Source organism: Bacteroides sp. L10-4, from assembly GCF_013373675.1.
GTDB lineage: Bacteria > Bacteroidota > Bacteroidia > Bacteroidales > Bacteroidaceae > Bacteroides > Bacteroides muris.
This window is the reverse complement of the sequence record NZ_JABXJH010000009.1, coordinates 26,199-52,504: the sequence shown is the minus strand read 5'-3', so window position 1 is coordinate 52,504 and position 26,306 is coordinate 26,199. Positions and strand designations below refer to the sequence as shown.

The 26,306-nt window shown below is 48.7% G+C and carries 18 protein-coding genes; 12 read left to right on the top strand and 6 right to left on the bottom strand.

What is annotated here, in order from left to right; all coding sequences use genetic code 11:
- Positions 1–160: 160 nt before the first annotated feature.
- The 3 genes from HU824_RS04760 to uvrB all read right to left on the bottom strand — a co-directional run bounded on the left by HU824_RS04760 (position 161) and on the right by uvrB (position 8,543).
- Positions 161–3,070 (bottom strand): PD-(D/E)XK nuclease family protein, encoded by a 2,910-nt coding sequence (locus HU824_RS04760; protein ID WP_176468241.1) that lies wholly within the window; start codon positions 3,068–3,070, stop codon positions 161–163.
- Between the two features lie 37 nt (positions 3,071–3,107).
- On the bottom strand, positions 3,108–6,407 hold the full coding sequence (locus tag HU824_RS04755; RefSeq protein WP_176468240.1) for an exodeoxyribonuclease V subunit beta: 3,300 nt from the start codon (positions 6,405–6,407) through the stop codon (positions 3,108–3,110).
- Positions 6,408–6,482: 75 nt separating this feature from the next.
- Positions 6,483–8,543, bottom strand: a complete 2,061-nt coding sequence (gene uvrB / locus HU824_RS04750; RefSeq protein ID WP_176468239.1) for an excinuclease ABC subunit UvrB — start codon at positions 8,541–8,543, stop codon at positions 6,483–6,485.
- Between the two features lie 116 nt (positions 8,544–8,659).
- On the opposite strand from uvrB, the gene HU824_RS04745 reads away from it, so the two are divergent.
- The 5 genes from HU824_RS04745 (at position 8,660) to HU824_RS04725 (ending at position 12,300) form a co-directional block, all read left to right on the top strand.
- Positions 8,660–9,958, top strand: coding sequence for a phenylacetate--CoA ligase family protein (locus HU824_RS04745; RefSeq protein ID WP_136010379.1), 1,299 nt, complete (start codon positions 8,660–8,662; stop codon positions 9,956–9,958).
- A 27-nt stretch (positions 9,959–9,985) separates the two neighbouring features.
- Positions 9,986–10,411, top strand: coding sequence for an amino acid-binding protein (locus tag HU824_RS04740; RefSeq protein ID WP_117588771.1), 426 nt, complete (start codon positions 9,986–9,988; stop codon positions 10,409–10,411).
- A 143-nt stretch (positions 10,412–10,554) separates the two neighbouring features.
- The gene (locus HU824_RS04735) at positions 10,555–11,370 is read left to right on the top strand and encodes an outer membrane protein assembly factor BamD (protein ID WP_136010380.1); all 816 of its coding nucleotides are present in this window, start codon (positions 10,555–10,557) and stop codon (positions 11,368–11,370) included.
- A 133-nt stretch (positions 11,371–11,503) separates the two neighbouring features.
- A complete protein-coding gene (locus HU824_RS04730) occupies positions 11,504–11,839 on the top strand; it encodes a DNA-directed RNA polymerase subunit omega (RefSeq protein ID WP_136010381.1) in 336 nt (111 codons plus the stop codon).
- Positions 11,839–12,300: a DUF4293 domain-containing protein gene (locus HU824_RS04725; RefSeq protein WP_136010382.1), complete on the top strand. Its 462-nt coding sequence runs from the start codon at positions 11,839–11,841 to the stop codon at positions 12,298–12,300. The genes HU824_RS04730 and HU824_RS04725 overlap by 1 nt, the downstream gene beginning before the upstream one ends.
- Positions 12,301–12,585: 285 nt before the next feature.
- On the opposite strand, the gene HU824_RS04720 is transcribed toward HU824_RS04725, so the two are convergent.
- Positions 12,586–13,287 (bottom strand): porin family protein, encoded by a 702-nt coding sequence (locus tag HU824_RS04720; protein WP_136010383.1) that lies wholly within the window; start codon positions 13,285–13,287, stop codon positions 12,586–12,588.
- 31 nt (positions 13,288–13,318) lie between these two features.
- On the bottom strand, positions 13,319–15,106 hold the full coding sequence (locus tag HU824_RS04715) for a LysM peptidoglycan-binding domain-containing protein (protein WP_176468238.1): 1,788 nt from the start codon (positions 15,104–15,106) through the stop codon (positions 13,319–13,321).
- 189 nt (positions 15,107–15,295) lie between these two features.
- On the opposite strand from HU824_RS04715, the gene uvrA reads away from it, so the two are divergent.
- The 3 genes from uvrA to HU824_RS04700 all read left to right on the top strand — a co-directional run bounded on the left by uvrA (position 15,296) and on the right by HU824_RS04700 (position 20,268).
- Positions 15,296–18,163, top strand: coding sequence for an excinuclease ABC subunit UvrA (gene uvrA, locus HU824_RS04710; protein ID WP_176468237.1), 2,868 nt, complete (start codon positions 15,296–15,298; stop codon positions 18,161–18,163).
- The gene (gene ybaK / locus HU824_RS04705) at positions 18,150–18,629 is read left to right on the top strand and encodes a Cys-tRNA(Pro) deacylase (protein ID WP_136010408.1); all 480 of its coding nucleotides are present in this window, start codon (positions 18,150–18,152) and stop codon (positions 18,627–18,629) included. The genes uvrA and ybaK overlap by 14 nt, the downstream gene beginning before the upstream one ends.
- A 118-nt stretch (positions 18,630–18,747) precedes the next feature.
- Complete coding sequence (locus tag HU824_RS04700; RefSeq protein ID WP_136010387.1) at positions 18,748–20,268, top strand: peptide MFS transporter; 1,521 nt, start codon at positions 18,748–18,750, stop codon at positions 20,266–20,268.
- A gap of 89 nt (positions 20,269–20,357) precedes the next feature.
- Here the strand turns inward: HU824_RS04700 and HU824_RS04695 are convergent, their stop codons facing one another.
- Positions 20,358–20,855: a GNAT family N-acetyltransferase gene (locus HU824_RS04695; protein WP_136010388.1), complete on the bottom strand. Its 498-nt coding sequence runs from the start codon at positions 20,853–20,855 to the stop codon at positions 20,358–20,360.
- Positions 20,856–20,962: 107 nt separating this feature from the next.
- Between HU824_RS04695 and HU824_RS04690 the strand changes: the two genes are divergently transcribed.
- From HU824_RS04690 to hydF, 4 genes are read left to right on the top strand one after another with little or no spacing between them, the layout of a single operon-like run.
- Complete coding sequence (locus HU824_RS04690) at positions 20,963–22,423, top strand: monomeric [FeFe] hydrogenase (RefSeq protein ID WP_176468236.1); 1,461 nt, start codon at positions 20,963–20,965, stop codon at positions 22,421–22,423.
- Between the two features lie 16 nt (positions 22,424–22,439).
- Positions 22,440–23,498: a [FeFe] hydrogenase H-cluster radical SAM maturase HydE gene (gene hydE / locus HU824_RS04685; protein ID WP_176468235.1), complete on the top strand. Its 1,059-nt coding sequence runs from the start codon at positions 22,440–22,442 to the stop codon at positions 23,496–23,498.
- Positions 23,499–23,550: 52 nt separating this feature from the next.
- Entirely contained in the window at positions 23,551–24,969 is a 1,419-nt protein-coding gene (gene hydG, locus HU824_RS04680) for a [FeFe] hydrogenase H-cluster radical SAM maturase HydG (RefSeq protein WP_176468234.1), read from the top strand.
- A gap of 27 nt (positions 24,970–24,996) precedes the next feature.
- Entirely contained in the window at positions 24,997–26,187 is a 1,191-nt protein-coding gene (hydF, locus tag HU824_RS04675) for a [FeFe] hydrogenase H-cluster maturation GTPase HydF (RefSeq protein WP_176468233.1), read from the top strand.
- The last annotated feature ends 119 nt before the right edge of the window (positions 26,188–26,306 follow it).

Genomic DNA, 26,306 nt, shown 5'->3' with positions numbered 1-26,306 from the left:
ATGTTCATTAACAGGTGAAATATTTTGTTGCAAACTTGCATAATTTATCAAATCGCCTACAATCTTATAAGGGGGATGTGGACGAAATCTATAATCTTGATTGTCCTGCTTCTCCCATCCACTACCAATATGATGCCGTTAAAACCATCAAGACTTCTTTTTATCTCTTACATAGACTGCGGAAATCGCAATATTCACATTTCCGGATGTCCTCTGTTTGGCAGAATGTTTCTTCCCGGCTGAATATCTCCTGCAGGAGTCCGTGTAGCCGTTCGCGGAACTCGTCTTCGAAAAAAGCGAAGTTGCCGACCGGTACCTTGGGTTGCCGTGGAGCCCCCATCTCGATGACCGGGGAATAGCTTTCGGAAGCTGCCCGGTGGATGTAGAGCAAGGAAGGGGCTACCTTCATCGATTGCTTGCGGCAAAGGATGGCTGCGTACAGAAACGTCTGGAAAATATAGCTGGGACGATTGTCGGCGGGAGTAAACAGTTGTTCTATATTCTCGGGAGTCTTGGGAGTACCGCCGGTCTTGTAGTCCACGATACGTAGCGTGTCTCCTTTGCTGTCCAGGCGGTCGATAGTACCGCCTATCTGTAAGGCAAGCTTTCCTTGCGGAGTATCTATTTCCATCGTTTCTCTGACGTCCTGCTCCATACCCTCCATGCGGAACGGGGCATACTGCAGGTCATTGCGCAGGAGCTGGCGCAAGTAAGAGGCAATGACTTTGGAATGGATGAGCTGCGTGCCGTTATACTCCGGTTGCTCCGTAAGGGGTATGTGGAAGAACTTTTCTTTGAAAGCATTGTCTACATAGGCTTGCAGGCGGACATCGTCTTTCAGTAATCGTTCCAGGTCCTCTTTACGTATCTCCCGTCCGTTGGCTGTCAGTTCGGCGTACACCAGTTCGGCGGAACGGTGGAAGAGGGTGCCGAAGAGGGCGGAGTCTATCTCAGCGCTTACTTCATCGGGAGCTTTCAGGCCGGCTACATATCGGTAGTAGAATTTCAGCCGGCAGTCCAGATAGGCATTGAGGGCAGAGGGGGAAAAGAATGCTTGGGGACGTTGGTGGACGTCGTAGGCATTGAACATCTGTTGCAACATTTCCGGTGTCTTGTGAATCTCAATTTTCCGCGCTTGCTGGGGCGATTGTCCGGCTTCAAGGTATTCCAGGGAGATGTAGTGTGGCGACTCAACCAGGAATTGCAGCATGAAGCGGGACTTCTCTCCGCGGTTCAGCCCGTCGGAAGAGGTGTTATATAATAAGGTGACGTTTTCTGCCCGCTGGATGAGGCGGTAGAAGTAGTAGGCATAGACGGCGTTCTTGTGTTCGATGGTAGTCATGCCGAATGCTTTCCTCAGGTTGTAGGGGATGAAGGAGGAATCGCCTCCGGCTTTGGGCAGCTGCCCCTCGTTGAGAGAGAGCATGATGAGGTTGCGGAAATCAAGGTTGCGCGTTTCCAGTACACCCATTACTTGCATGCCGATGGCGGGTTCTCCGTGGAAGGGAATGTTGGCGGAGGTAAGCAGGCGGTTCAGCAGTCGCTTCAGTGTGTCTGTGTGCAGACTACTCAGTTCCCCGGTTTCTATCAGATTGAGCAGGCGGTTGACGAGGGTGTAGCTTTTGAACAGAGATTCGCGGTACAGCTGGTTAAAGATGTCTTCCACGTCTTTTTCCTGGCGATAGAGGACGGCTACTTCACGAAGCAGTCCGGTGAGGTAGCCGCATAGGGCAGCGATGCCATTCTGTGGTGTAAAGACTTGTTCAAGGAATGTGTCTTGCTTCAGTTCCGAGGGAAGGGGATAGAAGCGGTTGTCCCGGGTAAGCTGCCTTTCCAGTGCTTCGGCATGGGAGGAAAGCTGCCAGGTATAAGGATGCTTCAGCAGGGTGAGCACGGTCTCGTAGGTATATCGTCCGGTGCCTGCGTGGTAGCCGGTAGTCTGTAGCTCTACAAGGGCGTTGATGAAGCTGTATACCGGAGTTTGGGCAAGGGGGAAACCCATCGTGATGTTGACGTCCCTTACCTCTGCCGGAATGGAGTGGAGGACGGGGAGCAGTAGCGATTCGTTGCAGAGGACCACGGCAGTGTCTTTGAATGAGGAAGGAGTCCTTGATTCTTCTCTTCCGGCCGATTCCTCATTATTTTTAATCCATTGCGGCAAGTAGCGGGCTTGTGCATTTTCGGTAGAAGCGGAGATAAAACGTACGTTCTTGGGCTTCCGCAGTACATCAAAAGAAGTTTCGGGCAGTTGGTTGGGGAACAACTTTAGGTTGCGGAGGATGAATTCGCCTGCTTCGTGGGTATAGGGCGGCTTCTGCTCAAGGGGGAGCCGGGTGTAGAACACGTCGTAATCCCAATAGAACATTGCTTTCCCGGCATCCTGCAAGAGTTGGAAGAAGCGGGTTTCTACTCTATTCAGCACATTGAAGCCGACAAATACATAGCGGTCGTAGCGCAGTCGGTCGGTATCGAGTTGCTCCATGACATTGCGGTACATCATGCCTTCGTAGGCAATGCCAAGTTCCGTGAGGTTTCGGCGGTAGTGGTGGTAGATGTCGCCCAGCTTATCCCAGAGGGAGATGAATTTGGCTTTCAATTCCGTTCGCTTTTCTATGGAGAAATTCTGAAAGAATTGTCGGATGGCTTCTTCCTGCTCTTCGTCAAGGAAGTCGTAGTCGTCCATGATGTTCTTCAGTTCTTGCAGATTGCTGAATAGCTTGTTAGCATCTACAAGGTTTTTATCGACGTCGTCGAAGTCACTGATGAGCAGTTCTCCCCAGAAGTAGAAGTCGTCCAAAGTTTCTTCGCTGCGGGTCTCTTCTCGGAATACCTTATATAGTTCGCATACCAGACGGATAGGGTCGCCGGACTTCAATGGCGAGAGTTGACGGAACAGTTCGCTAATGCTGACGTAGGCAGGTGACCACAAAGGGCGGTCTGTTTCGGCTGCCAGGTATTCGTTGAAGAACAGACTGGCACGTTTGTTGGGGAAAACGATGGCAGTGCGCGAGAGGTCGTTTCCTATTTTGGCGTAAAGGTCGCGGGCGACCAATTGGAGGAATGTTTCCATGATTCAGTTGACAATTGATGGTTGATGGTGAGGTGAGTTATACCGGTTCTATGTTGTTCTCTTCTACATACCATAAGTAGCCCTGTATATTTTCTGCGGCATACCCCATGCGGGCTAGCAGTTGCATGTATCCTTGCACTTGTTTGTTGTACTTCTTGTTCGGCTTTCCGAACTTGAAGTCCACCACTACGATTTCTTCACCGCGCATCATCACGCGGTCCGGGCGGCGCGTCCGCAGTTCGCCGTTCTCCTGCCAGATGATGTCGCATTCATTGAACAGCTGCCATGTTCCTGAATACCAGTCCTTGACTTGTGGCAGAGAAAAGGCGCGTTGGGTGAGGTCGCGTATTTCTTCTTCCGTCTCACTCCGTCCAATCACACCTTCAAAGATGAGCTGGCTGATGGCATTGTCAATGTCTTCTTCCGTTTCGATAGCGGAGAATAGGGTATGCAGCAAACGTCCCCGGTTGATGAAGCGCTGGTTGGATTCTGCTTCGTCCACTCCTGCTATGAAGTCTGCCGAACGGTTGGATTGGCGGAATTCGATGTCGTGGAGCATGCTTTCCATGTGGACGGACAGTTTGGCTGGCTTTTGCGAAAGTCTGTTGACCGGTTGCTGTTCGTAAACCTTAGGGTTACGTTCGCAGCATAGAGGTTTGGCTTCGTCATCAGCAGGATTGTCTGCGTCATGTTGTGAAACGGGGACGGGAGAGGGGCAAATCTTGCCGTTCTCGTATATGGTAGCCTCTTCGTCCCAACTGCCCGCTCCGTCCTTGGCTATGCGGGGCAGGGTGTGGGCAAGGAGTTCGGACATGGTTCCCTTCTGTTCCTTCCGGCTCCAGAGAATGAGGTTTTTGCCAGCACGGGTAAAGGCTACATATAACAAATTCAGATTGTCTACCCACAATTGAAGTCGTTCGTGCAGATAGTCTTGCCGGTATATGGATTCCGCCATGGTGGCGGAATAGTTCACCGGCACTAGGCTGATGGCATTATAAGGCTCTTCCGGCGGTACGCACCACACCAGCTGGTTGTTGGTTTCGTTCTCCAGCTTCCAGTCGCAGAAGGGAATCAGTACGGTATGGAATTCCAGTCCTTTGGACTTATGGATGGAGAGGATGCGTATACCGTCCGTCTCACCGCTGGGGATGGTCTTGTTGCAAAGGGTTTCGTCCCAGTAGCGTATGAAGCTGTCCAGTTCGGAAGAGTTGCTTTGCAGATACTCCGTCACAGCATCGAAGAAGGAGAAGAGGTAGGCATCTTGCTTTTCAATACGGCTCATGCCGAAGATGCTGAACAGTTCTTCCAGCAACTCATACAAGGGCATCAGGCGCAGCGTTTCCCGCCGGGAGGTAAAAGCTTCGGGAAGGGGAGCCGTGTCTTCTTGCTGCTCGTCGTTGGTCTTTTGTAATTTGCAATTCTCCATTAACGAAGCCTCCGCAATCTTGTTTTCCGGATTCGACAGGCAGCGCAGGGCATCCATCAGCATGCAGATGGAAAGGGAAGCATTCAGCCGGAAAGCTTCGTCGGACACGACAGAGAGATGCAGTTCTTTGTCAAAATAGTCGGCTATTGGCGGGATATTCTTGTTCTTGCGGACAAGGATGGTGATGTCATTCAGTGCTACGCCTTCCTCCTGTAGCCGTTGTACCTCTTCTCCTAAGGCGAGAAGGGTTTGCTCTGTATAGTTGTGTTCATCATCCGGTTCAAGGAAGGCGGCTTTTACATAGCCGTATTCCTTGCTCTTGGGCGATTCCTGCACTACGTCGGCATAAGCGCGTTTCAGGGGTAGGCAATCCTCTTTCAGCTCGTTCAGATGCAGTGCGTTGAGGTGGTCTATGGCAGCCGTAAATACTTGGTTGTTGAAACGGATGATGTTCGTTTCGCTACGCCGGTTTGTCTTTAAGGTTTCCACACGGACGGGAAAGTTGTTTAATGGAGAACTTGATTCTCCACTCTCCATTTTCAATTCTTCATTGCCCAAACTGTTCAGTATTCCCCAGTCTCCGTTGCGCCAGCGGTAGATGGACTGCTTCACGTCTCCCACAATCAGACTGTCGGCTCCTTGCGAAAGTCCTTCGAGCAACAGTAGGCGGAAGTTGTCCCATTGCATGCGGCTGGTATCCTGGAATTCGTCAATCATGACGTTGCGTATGTTGGCGCCGATTTTCTCGAAGACGAACGAAGAGTCACCCTCGCGCACCAACTTGTGCAGCAGAGCGTTGGTGTCCGACAATAGAAAGCGGTTATGCTCTCGGTTCAGCGTACGTACCTCTTCGTCGATGTGATTGAGAAGTTGCAGTTTGTTGAGGTGCTGGAGCGAGAGGCGGCAACTGTTCAGCGTACGGTTGCGTTGCGGACGCATTCTTTCAGCTTCCTGCAGTAAAGGCATCAGGCTGGTTTCTGCCAGACGGAGGATGTCGTCCTTCCGTGCAGACGTTTTTGTTGCCCAGTTTTTTGCATCAGCCAAGCTGTTTTGCAGGGTGGCGTTCAGCACTTCCTTGTCCGACAGTCTGCCGTCGCGCAGCTTGCGGAAGTAGCTGCCTATGCCTCGGGCGCCTCCCTTCAAGTCTTCGGGAGTGAGTGCATGCCCTTCCAGTTCGCCCTCAAACTGGTCGCAGAAGCTTTTCATCTGTTCCAGGGCTTCGGTCTCCATGTCGCGCAACACATCCCGGTAGAGTCTCAGCGTGTTCGGAGTACGCAGGCATTGCCGCAGCTTTTCGCCGCGTTCTATGTAGCTTTCATCAAAGATGTTTCGTCCGAAGCTTTTCACTTCGTTCGAGACATTCCAGCGTTTGTCGTCGCGGATGCGCTCGTCGATGTAGTCCAGCAGCCATGCCAGTACGGGAGAAGTGGGGGTGAGCTTCTCGATGAGGCTGTCTACGGCATCACTCAGCACTTCACTGTTGTTCAGCTCTATGTTCAGGTTAGGACTCAGCTCCAGTTCGCGGGCAAGGTTACGCATCACGGATTGAAAAAAGGAGTCGATGGTTTCCACGCGGAAACGGCTGTAGTCATGCAGCATGTATTGCAGTGCCATGCCGGCCCGTTGGCGGATGTCCTCGTCCGTCAATTCGTCTCCACTCTCTCCTTGAGCTTTTAAATTATAATTCTTAATTCTTTCCAGGTATGCTTCGGAAGACGGTTCTCCCTTCCAGATGCCGTAAAGCTGTGTCAGTATGCGTTCCTTCATCTCTGCCGTGGCCTTGTTGGTGAAGGTTACGGCAAGTATCTGCCGGTAGGCGCGTGGATTGATTATCAAATGCTTGATGTATTCCACGGCTAGCGTGAAGGTTTTGCCGGAACCGGCAGAGGCTTTATATACTAATAATTCCATGTAAATCGCTGCATTGAATTTACCTGCAAACGTACACAAAAATAATGAGAAAAATAAATGCCGTTCTATCTTTTCTCACTTGTCTTTTCCTTTCAACAGTTCCTCCATTTTCAATACCTCGTCGCGATACTGGGCTGCTTCGATAAAATCGAGTTTCTTGGCTGCTTCCTGCATAAGCTTCCTGGTGCGTTCGATACTCTTTTCCAGTTGCTTGCGGCTCATGTACTGTACTATAGGGTCGGCAGCCATCGTAGATGTACTTTCTTGTTCCACATAGGGGCGGGGAGTGCTGGAAGTGAACTTCTCGCTGCTGAGGACGGCTTCGCCGGAAGCCTCGTTGGTGGCAAACACATTGAGGTTCTTCGCTTTCTTGATTTGCTGTGGCGTGATGCCGTGCTCTTCGTTGTACTTCAACTGCTTCTCGCGACGGCGGTTGGTCTCGTCGATGGTCAGTTGCATGCTGTCCGTTATCTTGTCGGCATACATGATGACCATGCCGTTCACGTTACGGGCGGCACGTCCGGCAGTCTGTGTCAGTGAACGGTGGGAACGGAGGAACCCCTCCTTGTCAGCATCAAGAATGGCAACAAGAGAGACCTCTGGCAGGTCGAGACCTTCACGTAGCAGATTGACCCCGACAAGTACATCGTAGATACCCTCGCGCAAGTCACCCATAATCTTCACACGTTCCAAAGTATCTACGTCGCTGTGGATATAATTACACTTCACGTTATTGTTCAGCAGATATTCGGTCAGTTCTTCGGCCATTCGTTTGGTGAGGGTGGTGACAAGGGTTCGCTCGCTCTTTTCGATGCGTACCTGGATTTCTTCCATCAGGTCGTCTATCTGGTTGTGGCTGGGACGCACCTCGATGATAGGGTCCAGGAGTCCGGTCGGGCGGATGACCTGCTCCACTACGATGCCTTCGGATTTCATCAGCTCATAGTCTGCCGGTGTGGCGCTGACGTAAATCACTTGCTTGGCCATCTCTTCGAATTCATCGAACTTCAGCGGGCGGTTGTCCATAGCAGCCGGTAGGCGGAAACCGTATTCCACCAGGTTTATCTTGCGGGCACGGTCACCTCCATACATGGCACGTATCTGCGGGACGCTGACGTGGCTTTCGTCAATGACTATCAGGAAATCTTCAGGGAAGAAATCCAGCAAGCAGTAGGGGCGGGTACCGGCAGCACGTCCGTCAAAGTAGCGCGAGTAATTCTCAATGCCGGAGCAATGTCCCAATTCGCGTATCATTTCCATGTCGTAGGTTACCCGTTCCTGCAAGCGCTTGGCCTCGAATGGACGACCTTCGTTTTCAAACCATTGCACCTGTTTGTGCAGGTCGTCCTCTATCTCGTGTATGGCACGCAACGTGGCTTCTTTGGTAGTCATGAAGAGGTTGGCGGGATAAATCTTATAGGCGTCGAACCTGGCGACGGTGATGCCGCTCATGGGGTCCACTTCCTCGATGCTGTCTATCTCGTCTCCCCAAAAGGTGACGCGCAGCAGGTTGTCGGCGTAAGCCAGGTAAATGTCCACTGTGTCGCCTTTCACGCGGAAGTTGCCGCGGTTCAGGTCTATGTCATTGCGTACGTAAAGACTGTCTACCAAGCGTCGCAGGAAGACATTGCGGCTGAAGTTCCTGCCTTGCTGCACTTCGATGACGTTGTTGTAGAAGTCTGCCGGGTTTCCCATGCCGTAGATGCACGAAACGGAAGATACTACCACCACGTCTTTCCTGCCCGAAAGCAGGGCCGAGGTTGCGGCAAGACGCAACTTGTCTATCTCGTCGTTAATGGCGAGGTCCTTTTCTATGTAAGTGTCCGAAGACGGCAGATAGGCTTCGGGCTGGTAATAATCGTAGTAGGATACATAATATTCCACAGCATTGTTCGGGAAGAATCCCTTGAACTCGCTATACAGCTGGGCGGCCAGCGTCTTGTTGTGGCTCAATATCAGTGTGGGCTTGTTGATGTTGGCAATGACATTGGCTATGGTGAATGTCTTTCCGGAACCGGTGACACCGAGTAATGTCTGTGCGGGGAGTCCCTCGCGCACACCCTCGGTCAGCTGTGCGATGGCCTCCGGCTGGTCACCGGTGGGCTGGTAGGCAGATGTCAGTTCGAATTTGCTCATTGTCTCTTTTTTAATGCGGCAATATTCGGCAAAATCTTTGAGATAAACAAAATTTTTTTGTTTACTTTGCAGCTATATTGATAACAACCATTAATAATTGTAATACAACGAAGAACATGATTTGGAATGAAAGTATTGAATGCATGGACCGCGAGAGCCTTCGTAAAATCCAGAGTATTCGCCTCAAAAGGACTGTGGAGCGTGTGTATCATGACACTCCTTTTTACCGTAAGAAAATGCAGGAACTGGGAATTACTCCTGATGATATAAACAGTATAGATGATATTGTAAAACTGCCTTTTACCACCAAGTATGACTTGCGGGACAATTATCCCTTCGGACTTTGTGCAGTACCCATGAGTCAGCTTGTACGTATCCATGCCTCTTCCGGCACTACCGGAAAGCCTACTGTGGTAGGCTATACCAGAAAAGATCTTTCGGCATGGTCCGAATGCCTTTCACGGGCTTTTACCGCCTATGGTGCCAGTAGCTCGGATATTTTTCAGGTGTCATACGGTTACGGACTTTTTACCGGCGGACTGGGTGCGCATGCCGGTGCCGAGAATATCGGGGCTTCTGTTATCCCGATGTCCAGTGGCAATACGGAGAAGCAGATTACGCTGATGCATGATTTCGGTTCTACTGTACTCTGCTGTACACCCTCATACGCCCTCTATTTGGCAGATGCCATCAAGGACTCCGGTCTTCCCCGCGAAGAGTTCAGGTTGAAAATAGGAGCATTCGGTGCTGAGCCGTGGACCGAAAGTATGCGTCGGGATATTGAAACTAAATTGGGTATCAAGGCCTTCGATATTTACGGACTTAGCGAGATTGCCGGTCCCGGTGTGGGCTATGAATGCGAGTGCCAGCATGGCACCCACCTCAATGAAGACCATTACTTCCCCGAAATTGTAGACCCGAAGACTCTTGAGCCGGTTGCTCCCGGCCAGACAGGTGAATTGGTGTTCACTCACCTTACGAAAGAGGGTATGCCGCTGTTGCGTTACCGCACAAAGGACCTCACTGCTCTGCATTATGAAAAATGCTCCTGCGGACGTACCTTGGTTCGTATGGACCGTATCTTGGGACGTAGTGATGATATGCTGATTATCCGTGGTGTCAACGTATTCCCCACGCAGATAGAGTCTGTCATTCTCGAAATGCCGGAATTCGAGCCTCACTATCTCTTGCTGGTAGACCGCAAGAACAATACCGATACCATGGAGTTGCAGGTTGAAGTTCGCCCTGAATACTATTCCGACGAAATCAACAAGATGTTGGCTCTGAAGAAGAAGCTCGTAGCCCGCCTGCAGAGTGTACTCGGCCTCGGCGTAGATGTCCGTCTGGTAGAACCACGCAGTATTGAGCGCAGCGTAGGCAAGGCAAAGCGCGTCATCGACAACCGAAAGCTTTAATAACTTATAACTTATAACTCAATAATCATGGTAGCAAAACAACTTTCCATTTTTCTGGAGAACAAGTCCGGCCGCCTCACGGAGGTGACTGAAGTTCTTGCAAAAGAAGGTGTCAACCTTTCTGCTCTATGTATTGCAGAGAATGCCGATTTCGGTATCCTTCGTGGTATTGTTTCCGAACCGGATAAAGCATATAAGGCTTTGAAAAATAATCACTTCGCTGTGAATGTGACAGATGTAGTAGGGATCAGTTGTCCTAATATCCCCGGCTCATTGGCAAAAGTACTCCGTTTCCTATCCGACGAAGGTGTCTTCATCGAGTATATGTATTCTTTTGCCAACGGTGAAACGGCCAATGTTATCATCCGTCCCAACGACATGGATAATTGTATCCGTGTATTGACAGAAAAAAAGGTCGATTTGTTGGCGGCAAGTGACTTGTATAAGCTGTGAAATAGTGGTTAGGGATAATCCCTAATCCCTAACCGTTAATCCCTGTTTCTAACCCGTTCATCTGGTTTTTGAAAAATTAAGGCTCGTATCGTTGCTTTATTCGATGCGAACCTCTATCTTTGCGCATTATTTGAACAAAAGTAATGAAGAAGAACATCCTAATAACTCTGCTTGCAGCATTGCTGCTCTCCTCGTGTGGAGAATACAATAAATTGCTGAAAAGCACGGATTATGAATACAAGTACGAGGCGGCAAAAAATTACTTCGCAAAAGGTCAGTACAACCGTGCTGCTACTTTGCTCAACGAATTGATTGCCATTCTCAAAGGTACTGATAAGGCGGAGGAATCCCTCTATATGCTGGGCATGAGTTACTATAACCAGAAGGATTATCAGACTGCTGCGCAGACTTTCATTCAGTACTACAACGTTTATCCCCGTGGTACATTTACAGAATTGGCACGCTTCCATGCCGGTAAAGCTTTGTATCTGGATACTCCGGAGCCGCGTTTGGATCAATCCGGTACATACAGTGCTATCCAACAGTTGCAGATGTTTATGGAATACTTCCCGCAAAGCTCCAAGAAAGAGGAGGCGCAGAACATGATATTTGCCTTGCAGGACAAGTTGGTGATGAAGGAATATCTGTCTGCAAAACTTTATTATAATATGGGTAACTATCTGGGCAATAACTATCAGGCGTGTGTTATCACTGCTCAGAATGCCTTGAAGGATTATCCATATACCAACCTGCGTGAAGATTTATCCATTCTTATCTTGCGTGCCAAGTATGAATTGGCTGTATATAGTGTGGAAGATAGAAGAGCGGAACGTTACCGTGAAGCTGTGGATGAGTGCTATGCTTTTAAAAACGAATTCCCTGAAAGCAAATATACGAAGGAAGCCGACCGAATCTTCAAGGAGGCACAGAAAATGCTGGGAGAAGGAAGCGAAGAGTAATAATAAGAAGGTACCACAGACTGAAAGTTACGAATTGCAAATGGCAAGCATGAATATGCTAAGTGGTTTGTGATTTAAAGTTTATGATTGATAAAGTAATTAATAATTTGTAATTAATACGATAGATAAATTTATGGATTACAGAAAGACAAATGCTCCTACTACTACGGTGACCCGTGATATGATGGAGTTGTGTGAGGATACTGGTAATGTATACGAAAGCGTAGCGATTATCGGAAAACGTGCCAACCAGATTAGTGTGGAAATCAAGAATGACCTTTCCAAAAAGCTTGCTGAGTTTGCCTCTTACAATGATAATCTGGAAGAAGTGTTCGAAAACCGGGAACAGATTGAGATTTCCCGCTATTACGAAAAACTGCCGAAGCCGACATTGATTGGAACACAAGAGTATATTGAGGGTAAGATTTATTATCGTAACCCGGCTAAGGAAAAAGAAAAATTGCAGTAATGATACAGCGTATTCAATCCGTTTATTTGTTGTTGGTAACTATCTTGCTGGTTGTGACAATCTGTATGCCTGTAGGACAGTTCATTGGAACGGACGGAGTAACGGCACATGTTTTCAAACCTCTGGGAGTGTCTTTGGCTGGCGGAGGATTTTTGTCTACTTGGGGCTTGTTCGGGATATTGTTGCTCAGTGTGCTTGTTTCCTTCTGTACTATATTCCTTTTCCGTAACCGTATGTTGCAAATACGTATGACGATTTTTAGCAGTATTCTGCTGATAGGCTACTACATAGCCTTCTGTGTCTTTATGTTCATTTTGAAGGATAATTTGGATGCAATGACTTTCCAGCTAGGATGGGCTCTCTGCCTTCCGGTGGTAGCCATCATTCTCAACTATCTGGCTTTTCGTGCCATCTACAAGGATGAGGTGATGGTTAAGGCAGCAGATCGTTTAAGAAGATAAGAAGGGTTTTGATAATTAATAATAAAAGGCAGACCACGTGTTTCATTCGGAATACGTGGTCTGCCTTTTTACTGGATTTTTCCTTAGACCTTGTCACTTGGGACTACTGCTGTTCCGTATAAGGCGAGCATATAGATATGGGCGTCTGAGACATCTTTTCAAGTGTGATGGAAGAAAGAGGCGGGAAGTGGGTGAGGGCGGAATATAAAAACGGACAAAAATCCCGGATATCTTAGCAAGAACCTGGGATTTCTGTAGGATAGCTCAGAATACTACTTGAAGGTATTATTTCTTCAAGTCGAACAAATAAGTAATCTTGGCTGTAATAACTCCATGTGCGGAACGTGAGAAAAAATCCTTCTTGGTGCTACCATAGAAATCGGACAAAGCATAGTAGTATCTTCCTTCTACAAGGAAATTGCCAGCCTTGGTGCGCAGTTCTATGCCTGCTCCACCTGCAATGCCGTAGTCAAATTTATTGTCTATGGCCTTTCCGTGCTGTTCCACGGTGATGTGGGTGTAGGAGTCTGCTATAGTACCGTCCCAATCACCGTCTATCTTTTCACTGTCGCCAAGCAGGAAACCTATCTGTGGACCGGCATGGATAAAGAATTGCAGACCGCGGTTTTTGCCGAATGCCAGATGTGCCAAGAACGGTATTTCCACATAGTTCATGGTGCGAGTGTAGCTCAGTGTGGGGTAGTCCTCATAGTACTCATTCCAACCGTGCTGTGAGTAGTTTATTTCAATTTGTGCACCGCAAATCATACTGAAATATTTCTCAGAGATATATCGGGCTGTCACACCACCGTTGACGCCCATCAGATTCTTCTGCTTGACAGAGGGAGAGAAGCTTACGCTATTCAGATTGATGCCTCCATTGACGCCGACAGCGAAGTTGTGGCGTTGCTCGCCCACCTGTGCATGCAGAGGCAATACACATGCACACACCAGTAAGGCGAATATGACGATTGTTTTTAGTTTCATTCGAAAATATAGTTACGAGTTATATGAATCCCTAATCAAAGTCCAGTTTCACTAGCTCAAAGTTCTTGGTGAAGTGCACAAAGAACACCTTCTTGTTGATGAAGCCTCCCCAGTTGTTTACCCGTTGGAACTTGAAGCCGGTCTGGATAGGTATCAAATCTAATCCCTGCATGTTTTTCTCGAAAGAAGAGCCGTAGCGCGCAAGTCCTTTCAGGAAGAAATAACCGGTATCAAAGCCTAGCATTCCGAATTTGGGATAGCGCTCATCCATCTCCTTACCATACCATCTGCGGTAGGTTTTGGTGAAGTTGATGGCGGCAGGAAGCAGGTTGTTTGTATAGAAAGAGGAATAAAAATAGGTGTCTAACTCAAAGAAGGCTTCCAGGTGGTCTTTGGTGTAGGTCTGCCATTCCGGATAACCGAACAAATGAATACGGCTTTCGGGTTGCTCGCGCACCAATAGCGTTAATTGGGGAAGTATCTTAATCAATGTCAGGTTGCTGCCTGATGTGGGAATGAAGATGTTCTCACGGTCAGCACGTAATACCGTTTTCAAGGATTCTACGGCGACACTCTCTTTCAAGCTCTTCATCGGGATGGAACGGTTGCGTAGTTCGTCTTTCAGTCCCTTGATGAATTCTGCCTTGTCCTTGGTATCCTGGCTGGCTTCAATAAAGATGACATTGGCATTGGGGAACTGGCGTACGAAATGATTGTACACCTCGGAGTACAGATAAGATTGTGGGGTATTTATCTGGTAGATTGCCGGATTTTGAAATACAGTGTTGTCTTTCGACGTAAATGGTATCACCAGACGCGTGTTTTGTTTCTTGGCAAACTCGGCCAGCGGCTTGATATGTTGTTGGTATAGAGGCCCGAAGATGATGTCCATATCTTTCATCTCGCTTTTACCCAGAATGGAGTTCAATGAGGTGTTCTCGGGACCCGAATTGTAAGTATACAGGTCAATGGAAGTGCCGGTACGTTTCAGGCTGTCTACGGCTATCAGCAGACCTTCGTAGTATTCTACCATACGGGAGGATTCGCTCTTCGATACCCCGTCCAGGAAGGGGAGGATGACAGCAGCCTTGATGGTGCTGAAACGCTCTGTCTCTTTTCTGTTTTCGCGGAACAACTCACTGTCGGTAGGTATTGCCTGCGATTGGGTGCTTTGCTCCGTCTGCGCTTTGGGATAGGGAATACAGAGGAAGGTTCCCTTCTTTATTTTGTTTTCGCCTTTCAACTCCGGGTTGGCAGCTATCAGTTCGGTTTCGCTGATGCCGTATTCGCGGCTGATGCTGAATACGGTTTCTTTCCGTTTCACCTTGTGCATGTCACGGCATCGTGATTCTACGGGGCCGGGAATATTGTTGGCAACTACAGTGTTGTTTTGCGTTTCAACTGGGACAATGGTTTTGGCTTCGGTTGTGGAAGGGATGCGGATTACTTGTCCGATACGAAAATTCTCGGCACTCAGTCCCGGGTTGGCATCGCAGATGGCTCTGGCAGATACATTGTATTTTACAGTCAACCGGTAGAGGGTCTCACCGGCTTCGATAGTATGGTATGTCTCTTTTTGTACGTTGGCAGCGTTGCGCGGGATGCGCAGCGTGCGTCCGATGAATATTTTTTCGTCACTGCCGGGATTCAGCTTGATGATATCCGACTGGCTGACGCCGTACATGCTGGCGATGGAATAAAGACTTTGTCCTTTCTCGATAGTATGCAGAAAATAAGATTGATTCTCTTGTGCTACTGCATTGATACTGTATGCACCGGCAAGCAGCAAGGAGCAGATAATGCGGTTAATCGTTTTCATTCAGTAATCGTTGGTTTATGTTTACAATTTCCCAAAGTAGCTGCAAAGGTACGAATATTGTGGCATTCTAACCAAAGGATTGCGTTAAGAAATAATATTGTGCATTTCAAAACTGAAAAATAGCGCTTGCCAGCTGATATTCGGGGGGAAACAGTTATTTTTGCAGTTAAAACGATAGGATTAATCAACATGCAAGAAGAAACAGAATATATCAATGTATATGGTGCGCGTGTACACAACCTCAAGAATATTGATGCGGAAATCCCTCGTAACAGCCTGACTGTGATTACAGGCTTGAGCGGAAGCGGCAAGTCCTCCCTGGCATTCGATACTATTTTTGCCGAAGGGCAACGTCGCTATATCGAGACCTTTTCAGCCTATGCCCGTAACTTTCTGGGTAATCTGGAACGTCCGGACGTGGACAAGATAACGGGATTGAGTCCGGTTATCTCTATTGAGCAAAAAACTACGAACAAGAATCCACGCTCCACCGTAGGCACCACCACAGAGGTCTACGACTATCTGCGTCTGCTCTTTGCCCGTACTGGTGACGCTTATTCTTACCTTTCGGGCGAGAAGATGGTGAAGTATACCGAGGAACAGATTCTTGACCTTATCCTGAAGGATTACAAGGGAAAACGCATTTATATTCTTGCTCCGCTGGTGCGTAGCCGTAAGGGACATTACAAAGAACTCTTCGAACAGGTGCGCAAGAAGGGCTATCTCTATGTACGTGTGGATGGTGAGGTGCACGAAGCTTTGCCCGGTATGAAACTGGACCGCTACAAGAACCACGATGTGGAGGTGGTGATAGATAAGTTGGTGGTGACGGATAAGGATGACACACGTCTGAAGAACAGCGTGGCCACCGCCATGCGCCAAGGTGACGGACTGCTGATGATACTCGATGTGCAGACGGATAGCGTGCGCCATTACAGCAAACGGTTGATGTGTCCCGTGACGGGGTTGTCTTATCGGGAACCGGCACCGCACAACTTTTCGTTCAATTCGCCGCAAGGCGCATGCCCTAAGTGCAAGGGGCTGGGAGTGGTCAGTCAGATTGATATTGACAAGGTGATTCCTGACCGTGAGCTCTCCATTGCCGGAGGTGCCATCGCACCATTGGGGAAAGCTAAGAACAGTATGATTTTCTGGCAGATTGCCGCCTTACTGGAGAAATATGAAGCAACGCTGAAAACTCCGGTGAAGAAGTTGCCGGACGATGCACTGGATGAGATACTCTACGGCTCGGACGAGCGTATCAAGATAAAGAGTTCATTGATAGGTACCTCTTCCGATTATTTTGTGACGTTTGAGGGGGTTGTAAAGTATATCAAGATGCTGCAGGAGAAGGATGCTTCTGCCACGGCACAGAAGTGGGCGGATCAGTTTGCCAAGACTGCCGTTTGTCCGGAATGTCATGGTGCCAAGTTGAATAAAGAAGCGCTTTCATTCCGCATTCACGACAAGAACATCTACGAATTGTCCACGATGGACATCAATGAACTGTATGACTGGCTGGCAAACGTGAACCCGTATCTCAGTAGCAAGCAGCAGCAGATTGCCGGTGAAATCCTGAAGGAAATCCGTACACGGCTCAAGTTTCTGCTTGACGTCGGTCTGGATTATCTTTCGCTGAACCGCAGTTCCGTCAGCCTTTCCGGTGGCGAAAGCCAGCGTATCCGCCTGGCTACGCAGATAGGCTCTCAGTTGGTGAATGTGTTGTATATATTGGACGAGCCGAGTATCGGCCTGCACCAACGAGACAACCAGCGCTTGATATGCTCTTTGAAGGACTTGCGTGACATTGGCAACTCCGTCATTGTGGTGGAGCATGACAAGGATATGATGCTTGCGGCCGATTATGTCATTGATATGGGGCCGAAAGCCGGTAGGCTGGGAGGGGATGTTGTCTTTGCCGGTACTCCCCGCGAAATGCTCCGGACGCATACGCTGACTTCCCAATATTTGAACGGTGAACGTGCCATCGAGGTGCCTGCCAAGCGTCGCGAGGGCAATGGGCACAGCCTGTGGCTGCGTGGCGCCAAGGGTAATAACCTGAAGAATGTGGATGTGGAGTTTCCGTTGGGCAAGCTGATTTGCGTTACTGGTGTTTCCGGCAGTGGTAAGTCCACGCTTATCAATGAGACGTTGCAGCCTATTCTTTCACAGAAATTCTATCGTTCTCTGCAGGACCCTTTGGAGTATGGCAGCATTGAAGGATTAGAATATATAGATAAGGTGGTGAATGTAGATCAGTCTCCCTTGGGGCGTACCCCGCGTTCCAATCCGGCCACGTATACGGGCGTATTTTCCGATATACGCAATCTGTTTGTCGGCTTACCCGAAGCGAAGATACGCGGATATAAGGCGGGACGCTTCTCCTTCAATGTCAGTGGAGGGCGATGCGAGGCTTGCCAAGGCAACGGGTACAAGTGTATTGAGATGAATTTCCTGCCAGATGTGTATGTGCCTTGCGAGGTGTGTCACGGCAAACGCTACAACCGCGAGACGCTGGAAGTACGTTTTAAGGGAAAATCTATTGCCGATGTGCTGGATATGACCATCAACCGTGCGGTGGAGTTTTTCGAGAATGTTCCTCAGATATTGAACAAAATTAAGGTTATTCAGGAAGTCGGATTGGGTTATATCAAGTTGGGGCAGTCCTCCACCACGCTCTCCGGAGGTGAGAGTCAGCGCGTGAAGTTGGCTACTGAACTTTCCAAACGTGATACGGGCAAGACTCTTTATATCCTTGACGAACCTACCACCGGACTCCATTTCGAGGATATTCGCGTTCTGATGAACGTGTTGAACAAACTCGTAGACAAAGGGAATACTGTTGTCGTCATTGAGCATAATCTCGATGTTATCAAGATGGCAGATTATATCATTGATATGGGGCCTGAAGGTGGCAAGGGAGGAGGGGAGCTTCTTTCCTGCGGGACGCCTGAAGAGGTGGCAAAAAGCGAGAAAGGCTATACTCCGAAATTCCTGCGTGAAGAGCTGGAAGCTGATAAAATAAAATTTGTAAATTGCCATGGTGAAAATCAATAAGACGAATGCAGCAAGGCTTCTCGACAAGGCCAAGATTGCGTATGAGCTCATTCCCTACGAGGTGGATGAGAATGACTTAAGTGCAGTGCATGTAGCTGCCAGTTTGGGTGAGGACATCAATTGCGTGTTTAAGACGCTGATTCTTCACGGTGATAAATCCGGCTATTTTGTTTGTGTCATTCCGGGTGAGCACGAAGTGGATTTGAAGCTGGCGGCAAAGGCATCGGGTAACAAAAAGTGTGACCTTATTCCGGTTAAGGAACTTTTACCCCTGACAGGCTATGTCCGGGGCGGGTGTTCACCCATCGGCATGAAGAAGCCTTTCCCTACCTATATTCACGAAACGTGCCTTCAGTTTCCATATATTTATATCAGTGCCGGACAACGCGGTTTGCAGCTTAAACTAGACCCGAAGGATTTGGTAAGGGAAGTACATGCAGAGGTTTGTGTTCTTTTTAATGAATAAATCTTCTATTTTTTGCTGAGATATTTTAATTATATAAGGAAATATTCAATAGAATTTATATATTTGCAGGAATTATTCAAGAAATCAATCTAATTACTAATTCTAAAAACTAATTTTTATGTTCAACAAACACCCTAAAGGTCTGATTGCCGCATCTTTTGCTAATTTGGGCGAGCGCTTCGGCTTTTATACCATGATGGCCATTCTTGTACTTTTTCTGCAAGCCAAGTTCGGACTGGATGGAAAAGAGGCAGGGTTGATTTACTCAACATTTTATTTTTCTATTTACATTCTTGCATTGATAGGTGGTATTATTGCCGACAGAACTCGTAACTACAAAGGTACCATCTTTACCGGTATTGTCTTGATGGCGGTAGGCTACTTGATGCTGGCCATCCCGTCTCCTACACCGGTTGCCAATAAAACCTTGTTTTTGGTGATTACTTGTGCAGCCTTGTTTGTCATAGCTTTCGGAAATGGCCTTTTCAAGGGAAATCTTCAAGCGCTGGTAGGGCAGATGTACGACAATCCCCAATATTCCAGCATGCGCGATTCCGGTTTCTCCTTATTCTATATGTTCATCAATGTAGGTGCCATCTTTGCTCCGTTTGCCGCAGTAGGCGTACGTAACTGGTGGCTGTCCACGTTCGGCTACAATTATGATGCCGACCTGCCTGCCCTTTGCCACGGACATCTGGCTGGAACGCTGACTCCCGAAGCTGTGGACACTTACAGCGCATTGGCGGCAAAAGCCACTATTTCCGGAACACCCGTAACGGATATGACGGTATTTGCCAATGAATATCTGAATGTGTTTACTACCGGTTTCCACTATGCATTCGGTGTAGCTATCTTGGCTATGGCTCTTTCTCTGGTGATTTTTATCATCAACAGAAAGAAGTTCCCCGATCCCAGCAAGAAGGTTGCTGCAAAAGTAGGCGACGCAACTGTTGTGGAGATGAGTGCGCAAGAGGTGAAACAGCGCATGTATGCATTGTTTGCCGTATTTGGTGTGGTAATTTTCTTCTGGTTTTCTTTCCATCAGAATGGATTGACGCTGACTTATTTTGCCAAGGAATATACAGATTTGAATTTGTTCGGAATGGCTATTTCCGCTGAGCTATTCCAGTCTTTGAACCCGATTTTTGTTGTGTCTCTGACACCAGTTATTATGGCTGTTTTTGCAGCACAACGTGCCAAGGGTAAAGAGCCTTCCACTCCGCGGAAGATTGCCATCGGTATGGGTATTGCTGCCACCGGCTTTCTTATAATGGCTATCGGTTCTTATGTAAGCAACTTGCCGATGCACAAGGATATTATCGCTTTGGGTACTTCTCCGGTGAAGGTGACTCCGCTGTTGCTGATGGTTACCTATCTGATATTGACTGTTGCCGAGTTGTACATATCTCCGTTGGGCATTTCATTCGTGTCCAAGGTGGCTCCTCCCAAATATCAGGGTATCATGCAGGGCGGTTGGCTGGGTGCTACTGCCATTGGTAATCAGTTGCTCGTTATCGGTGCTATCCTCTACGAAAGTATCCCTATCTGGATGACGTGGACGGTATTTGTAGTAGCGTGCTGCATTTCCATGTTTACCATGCTGTTCATGCTAAAATGGCTTGAAAAGGTGGCGAAGTAATCGGAAACGAAAGATAAAACTAAAGGCTGCGCAATGTTCGTAATGAACTGTGCAGCCTTTAGTTTTTGGAGGACTTTTAATGCCGGGGGTCAGATTTCCAGTCCCATGATGTAGTCATTCATATAATATCCGTTTCCTATCGGGAAATCCCCTTCACGGAGTTTCTGCATTCCCATGTGTTCGTAAAACTGCAGTGCCTTGTTGTTACGGTTCACATTCAGCTCCATCACACAAGGGCCGGGATGTACTTCCTTGATATACCTGATGGCTTCACGGAAGAGGAAACTGCCGCAATGTGCACCTTGGTAATGTGGGAGTACATAAATCTTCTGCAAGTGAAATAAATTTTCCCCTTGCTGCTCTACAGACACATAGCCCACCGCTTCACATTCCTTGTAAGCCAGAAAGTAGACATGACCTTCTTCTTCCATTTGTTTACGGATATTGTCCAATGAATACATCCATTCCATCATGTAGGCGGTCTGCTCGGGAGTAAGGATATCCTTATACGTAACGGGAAATATTTGTTGCGCAAGTTTCTGAATCAGTGCGCAATCTGCTGTCGTTGCTTTTCTTATAGTAAACATATCGGTGGTATTTATACTGTTTGGGTTGTAAAGTTAAGTCTTTTTTGTGAAACAATCGTTATCTTTGCAGACCGTTACCGAACTAACTAATTCTGATTTTAAAAAATATGGCATTTACGAGCAACATTATGATTGTCCGCCACAGATTGCTGAAGGAACTGGTAAAGCTGTGGAATAATAACGAACTTGTGGATAAAATAGACCGGCTGCCTATCGAGCTGAGTCCGAGACGGTCCAAGCATGCGGGACGCTGCTGCGTGCACAAAGAGCGCGCAGTGTGGAAGTACAAATCACTGCCGTTGCTGGGACTCGATATGGAGGACGAGATGGATGAACTGACTCCTTTGTCGGAGTACGCTGCCCGTGCACTGGATAGAGCGGAGAATGGCAAGCCGAAAGACAATATCATGTGTGTGATTGACGAAGCTTGTTCGGCATGTGTGCAGATAAACTACGAGATTACGAACCTTTGCCGCGGATGTACGGCACGCGGTTGCCAGGTGAATTGTCCCAAGAAAGCTGTACATGTCAAGGAGAGCGGGCAGGCGTGGATTGACCATGATGCGTGTATCAGTTGCGGCATCTGCCATAAGAGCTGTCCCTACCATGCCATTGTTTATATTCCTGTACCTTGTGAGGAAGCTTGTCCCGTAAAAGCCATCAGTAAGGATGAGAAGGGGATAGAGCATATTGACGAAAGCAAATGTATCTATTGCGGAAAGTGTCTCAATGCATGTCCGTTCGGAGCAATTTTCGAAATATCGCAGGTATTTGACGTGTTACACAGAATCCGCAAGGGTGAGCAGGTGGTAGCTATTGTGGCTCCGTCCATTCTGGGGCAGTTCAAGACAACCATTGAACAAGTGTATGGCGCATTGAAACAAGTTGGTTTTACGGATGTCATTGAGGTAGCTCAGGGAGCGATGGATACTGTCAGCAACGAGGCGCACGAGCTGATTGAGAAGTTGAAGGAGGGCCAGAAGTTTATGACGACTTCCTGCTGTCCGTCTTATATAGAGCTGGTGAACAAGCATATTCCTGCCATGAAGCCTTACGTGTCAGGTACCGGGTCTCCGATGTATTATGCTGCCCGCATTGCTAAAGAGAAGTATCCGGATGCGAAGGTGGTCTTTATAGGCCCTTGTGTTGCCAAGCGCAAAGAGGCGCAGCGTGACGAGGCGGTGGACTTCATCATGACTTTCGAGGAAATGGCTTCTGTGCTTGCCGGGCTGGATATTCAGATGGAGCAGGCACAGCCCTATTCCATGAGTTTCACTTCCGTGCGCGAGGCGCATGGCTTCGCGCAGGCAGGGGGCGTGATGGGTGCCGTGAAAGCCTATCTGAAGGAAGAGGCGGATAAAATCAATGCCGTACAAGTGGCTAATCTGGATAAGAAAGCTATTGGTGCGTTGCGTGCTTACGTCAAGTCGGGCAAGGCTCCGGGGCAGTTTATTGAAGTGATGGCTTGTGAGGGCGGTTGTATTACCGGGCCATGTTCGCATAATGAAATAACTGCCGGAAAGCGCCAGCTGACGCAGGAGTTGGCAAAGAGAAAAGAGACGTATTAGCCCTTTGTCCGTTTATATGAAGCATTTGATTGACAAACTGCGGAGCAATCGCAGGCTGGATGCCGAAGAGTATAAAGCCTTGCTTCTTTGTCGGGACACAGCCCTTGCAGCCTACCTGCAAGGGCTTGCCCGGGAAGAAGCGCTTGCCCGCTTTGGTAATAAAATCTTCATTCGCGGACTGATTGAGATAACCAACCGTTGCCGCAATAACTGCTACTATTGCGGCATACGGAAGGAGAACCGGAACATCACCCGTTATGAGCTGACGCAGGAGGAGATTCTTTCGTGTTGCCATGAAGGCTATCGGTTGGGCTTCCGTACCTTTGTGCTGCAAGGGGGCGAAGCGCCGGCGGTGAAGGATGAGGGGATGGTGGAGACAGTTGCCGCCATCCGGCAATCCTTCCCGGATTGTGCCATTACCTTATCCTTGGGCGAGAAATCGCGGGAAGCCTACGAACGTTTCTTCCTGGCAGGTGCCAACCGCTATCTGTTGCGGCACGAAACCTGCAATGAAAGGCACTATCGCAAGCTCCATCCGGCGGAGATGTCTCTTTCTCACCGGTTACAATGCCTGGGGTGGTTGAAAGAGATAGGCTATCAAGTGGGAACCGGAATCATGGTAGGCAGTCCTTACCAGACGGTAGACCATCTGGTGGAAGACATTCTCTTCATCGAACGGTTTCATCCGGAGATGATAGGCATAGGACCTTTCCTTCCGCATCACGATACTCCGTTTTCCTCTTTTTCATCGGGAGATATGGAGTTGACGCTGAAGCTGCTTTCTATCTTCCGGCTGATGCATCCTTCCGCACTGATACCTGCCACTACTGCCTTGGCTACACTTGCCCCGGACGGACGGGAGCGGGGAATATTGGCGGGCGCCAATGTCGTGATGCCCAACCTTTCGCCTTCTCATCAACGGGCAAAGTATTCCCTTTACGACGACAAAGCCTCTGTGGGTGCTGAAGCTGCAGAAGGTTTGCAGAAACTGGAGGAGCGACTGAAAGGAATAGGCTATGAAGTGTCCAAAGAGAGAGGAGATTATGAGAATGGAGAATTGACCGTTGATAATTGATAATTTTCAAATCTTCATTCTTTATTTTAATTACCAATTATCAATTTACGAAGTGTATAACATAAAGTCAAGACAAGCGGAAGAATTTATCAATCATCAGGAGATATTGGACACGTTGGAGTATGCCCGGGCAAACCGCAACAATCGTCCGCTCATCGAGAGTCTGATTGACAAGGCTGCTTTGTGCCGGGGGCTTTCCCATCGGGAGGCGGCCCTGCTGCTGGAATGCGACGAGCCGGAACTGGTAGAGCGTATTTTTCATTTGGCGCGTGAAATCAAACAGAAATTCTATGGTAACCGCATTGTGATGTTTGCCCCGCTTTACCTTTCCAACTATTGCGTGAATGGTTGCGTCTATTGCCCGTATCATGCCAAGAACCGTACCATTCCCCGCAAGAGACTCTCGCAAGAGGAGATACGCCGCGAGGTTATCGCCTTGCAGGACATGGGACATAAACGTCTGGCGCTGGAAGCCGGAGAAGACCCTCGGAACAATCCCATCGATTATATTCTGGAGTCCATCCGTACTATCTACAGCATCCATCACAAGAACGGAGCCATTCGCCGGGTGAATGTCAACATAGCCGCTACTACGGTGGAGAACTATCGGTTGCTGAAAGAGGCAGGCATCGGCACCTATATCCTTTTTCAGGAGACTTACAGCAAAGGGCATTACGAAGCCTTGCATCCCACAGGACCGAAAAGTAATTATGCCTACCACACCGAAGCGATGGACTGTGCCATGGAGGGAGGCATCGACGATGTAGGTATCGGCGTATTGTTTGGTCTGAATACCTATCGCTACGACTTCGTAGGATTGCTGATGCATGCCGAACATCTGGAAGCTACCTTTGGCGTAGGTCCGCATACCATCAGCGTGCCGCGTATCTGTCCGGCAGATGATATTTCGACCGAAGACTTTCCCGATGCCATCTCAGATGAGATGTTCAGCCGTATTGTGGCGGTTACCCGCATTGCAGTGCCTTATACGGGAATGATTATTTCCACCCGTGAGTCGGAAGCCGTACGCCGCCGGGTGCTCGAACTGGGCGTTTCGCAGATAAGCGGCGGTTCGCGTACCAGTGTGGGAGGCTATGCCGTTCCGGAAACGGAAGAGGAGGACTCTTCCCAATTCGATGTAAGCGACCGGCGCACGCTGGATGAAGTGGTGAATTGGCTGCTCGACCTGGGGCATATTCCCAGTTTCTGTACCGCCTGCTATCGCGAGGGACGCACCGGAGACCGTTTCATGTCGCTCGTCAAGCGCGGGCAGATAGCAAACTGTTGCCAGCCCAATGCCCTGATGACCTTGAAGGAATATCTGGAGGACTATGCCTCTTCTGACACAAAGGAGAAGGGAATACGGCTGATTCGTGAGGAGATGGAACATATCCCGAATCGCAAGATACGGGCGATGACCGAGCGTAACCTCCAAGAGATAGGAGAAGGGAAAAGGGATTTCAGATTTTAGATTTCAAGCAGAAGAAAAAAGGAGAATATGAATCATACACCCCATTCAAACCGTCTGCACATTGCAATTTTCGGACGACGGAACAGCGGAAAGTCCAGCCTTGTCAATGCTTTGACCGGGCAAGACACAGCATTGGTATCGGCAACTCCCGGCACTACTACCGACCCCGTGACAAAGGCCATGGAAGTATATCCTCTGGGTTCGTGTCTCTTTATTGATACTCCCGGCTTTGATGACGATGAAGGCGAACTGGGCGAGATGCGTGTGGAACGTACCTTGAAGACGGTGGAGAAAGCCGACGTCGCCCTCTTGCTTTATGAAGAAGACGGAACTTTGGAAAAACAATGGATGGATTTGCTGGCAGAGCAAGGAATTCCCGTTATACCAATACTGAATAAAGCCGATTCCCGCCGGGATGTCGCTTCGTTGGTGCTCTGGATTGAAAGGGAGTGTGGACGGACTCCAGTTGTAGTCAGTGCCAAAGAAGGCACCGGCATTCAGGACATATTCGATGCCATCCTTGAGAAACTTCCCGAGGACTTTGGTGAGCAAACCATTACGGGCGGACTAGTGGCTGAGGGAGATGTTGTTTTGTTGGTCATGCCCCAAGATATTCAAGCCCCAAAAGGTCGGTTGATTCTTCCGCAGGTGCAGACCATCCGCGAACTGTTGGATAAAAAGTGCCTGGTGATGAGCTGCACCACCGATAAGCTGCAAGCCTCTCTGCAAGCCCTTGTCCGTCCGCCCAAGCTGATTATCACAGACTCTCAGGTATTTCCCGTCGTTTATCGGCAAAAGCCCGCCGAAAGCAGCCTCACCTCTTTTTCGGTTCTTTTTGCCGGTTACAAAGGGAATATCCATGATTTTGTGGAGGGAGCTGCCGCTATCCACTGCCTCACAGCGCAATCGCGCGTACTGATAGCCGAAGCTTGTACCCATGCTCCGCTGGCCGAGGACATCGGGAAGGTCAAAATTCCCCGCCTGCTGCGGAAGCGTGTCGGTGGGGGATTGCAGATAGACTTCGTCTCCGGGAGTGACTTCCCAAAAGACTTGTCCCGATACGACTTGATTATCCACTGCGGGGCCTGTATGTTCAATCGTAAGTATGTACTCAACCGTATTGCCCATGCCCGCGCACAACATATCCCCATAACTAACTACGGAGTGGTGATTGCGAGTCTGACCGGTATATTGGATAAAATAGTTATCCATCGGTAAATATTCCCCTTTCTCTGTTCAGGCTTATCAATCGGCTTATTTATCTGTAAATCTTAATAACTTATTGACCATAAACGATATGTTGTTCACACTACTGATGATGGAGAGTGGTGTGTACT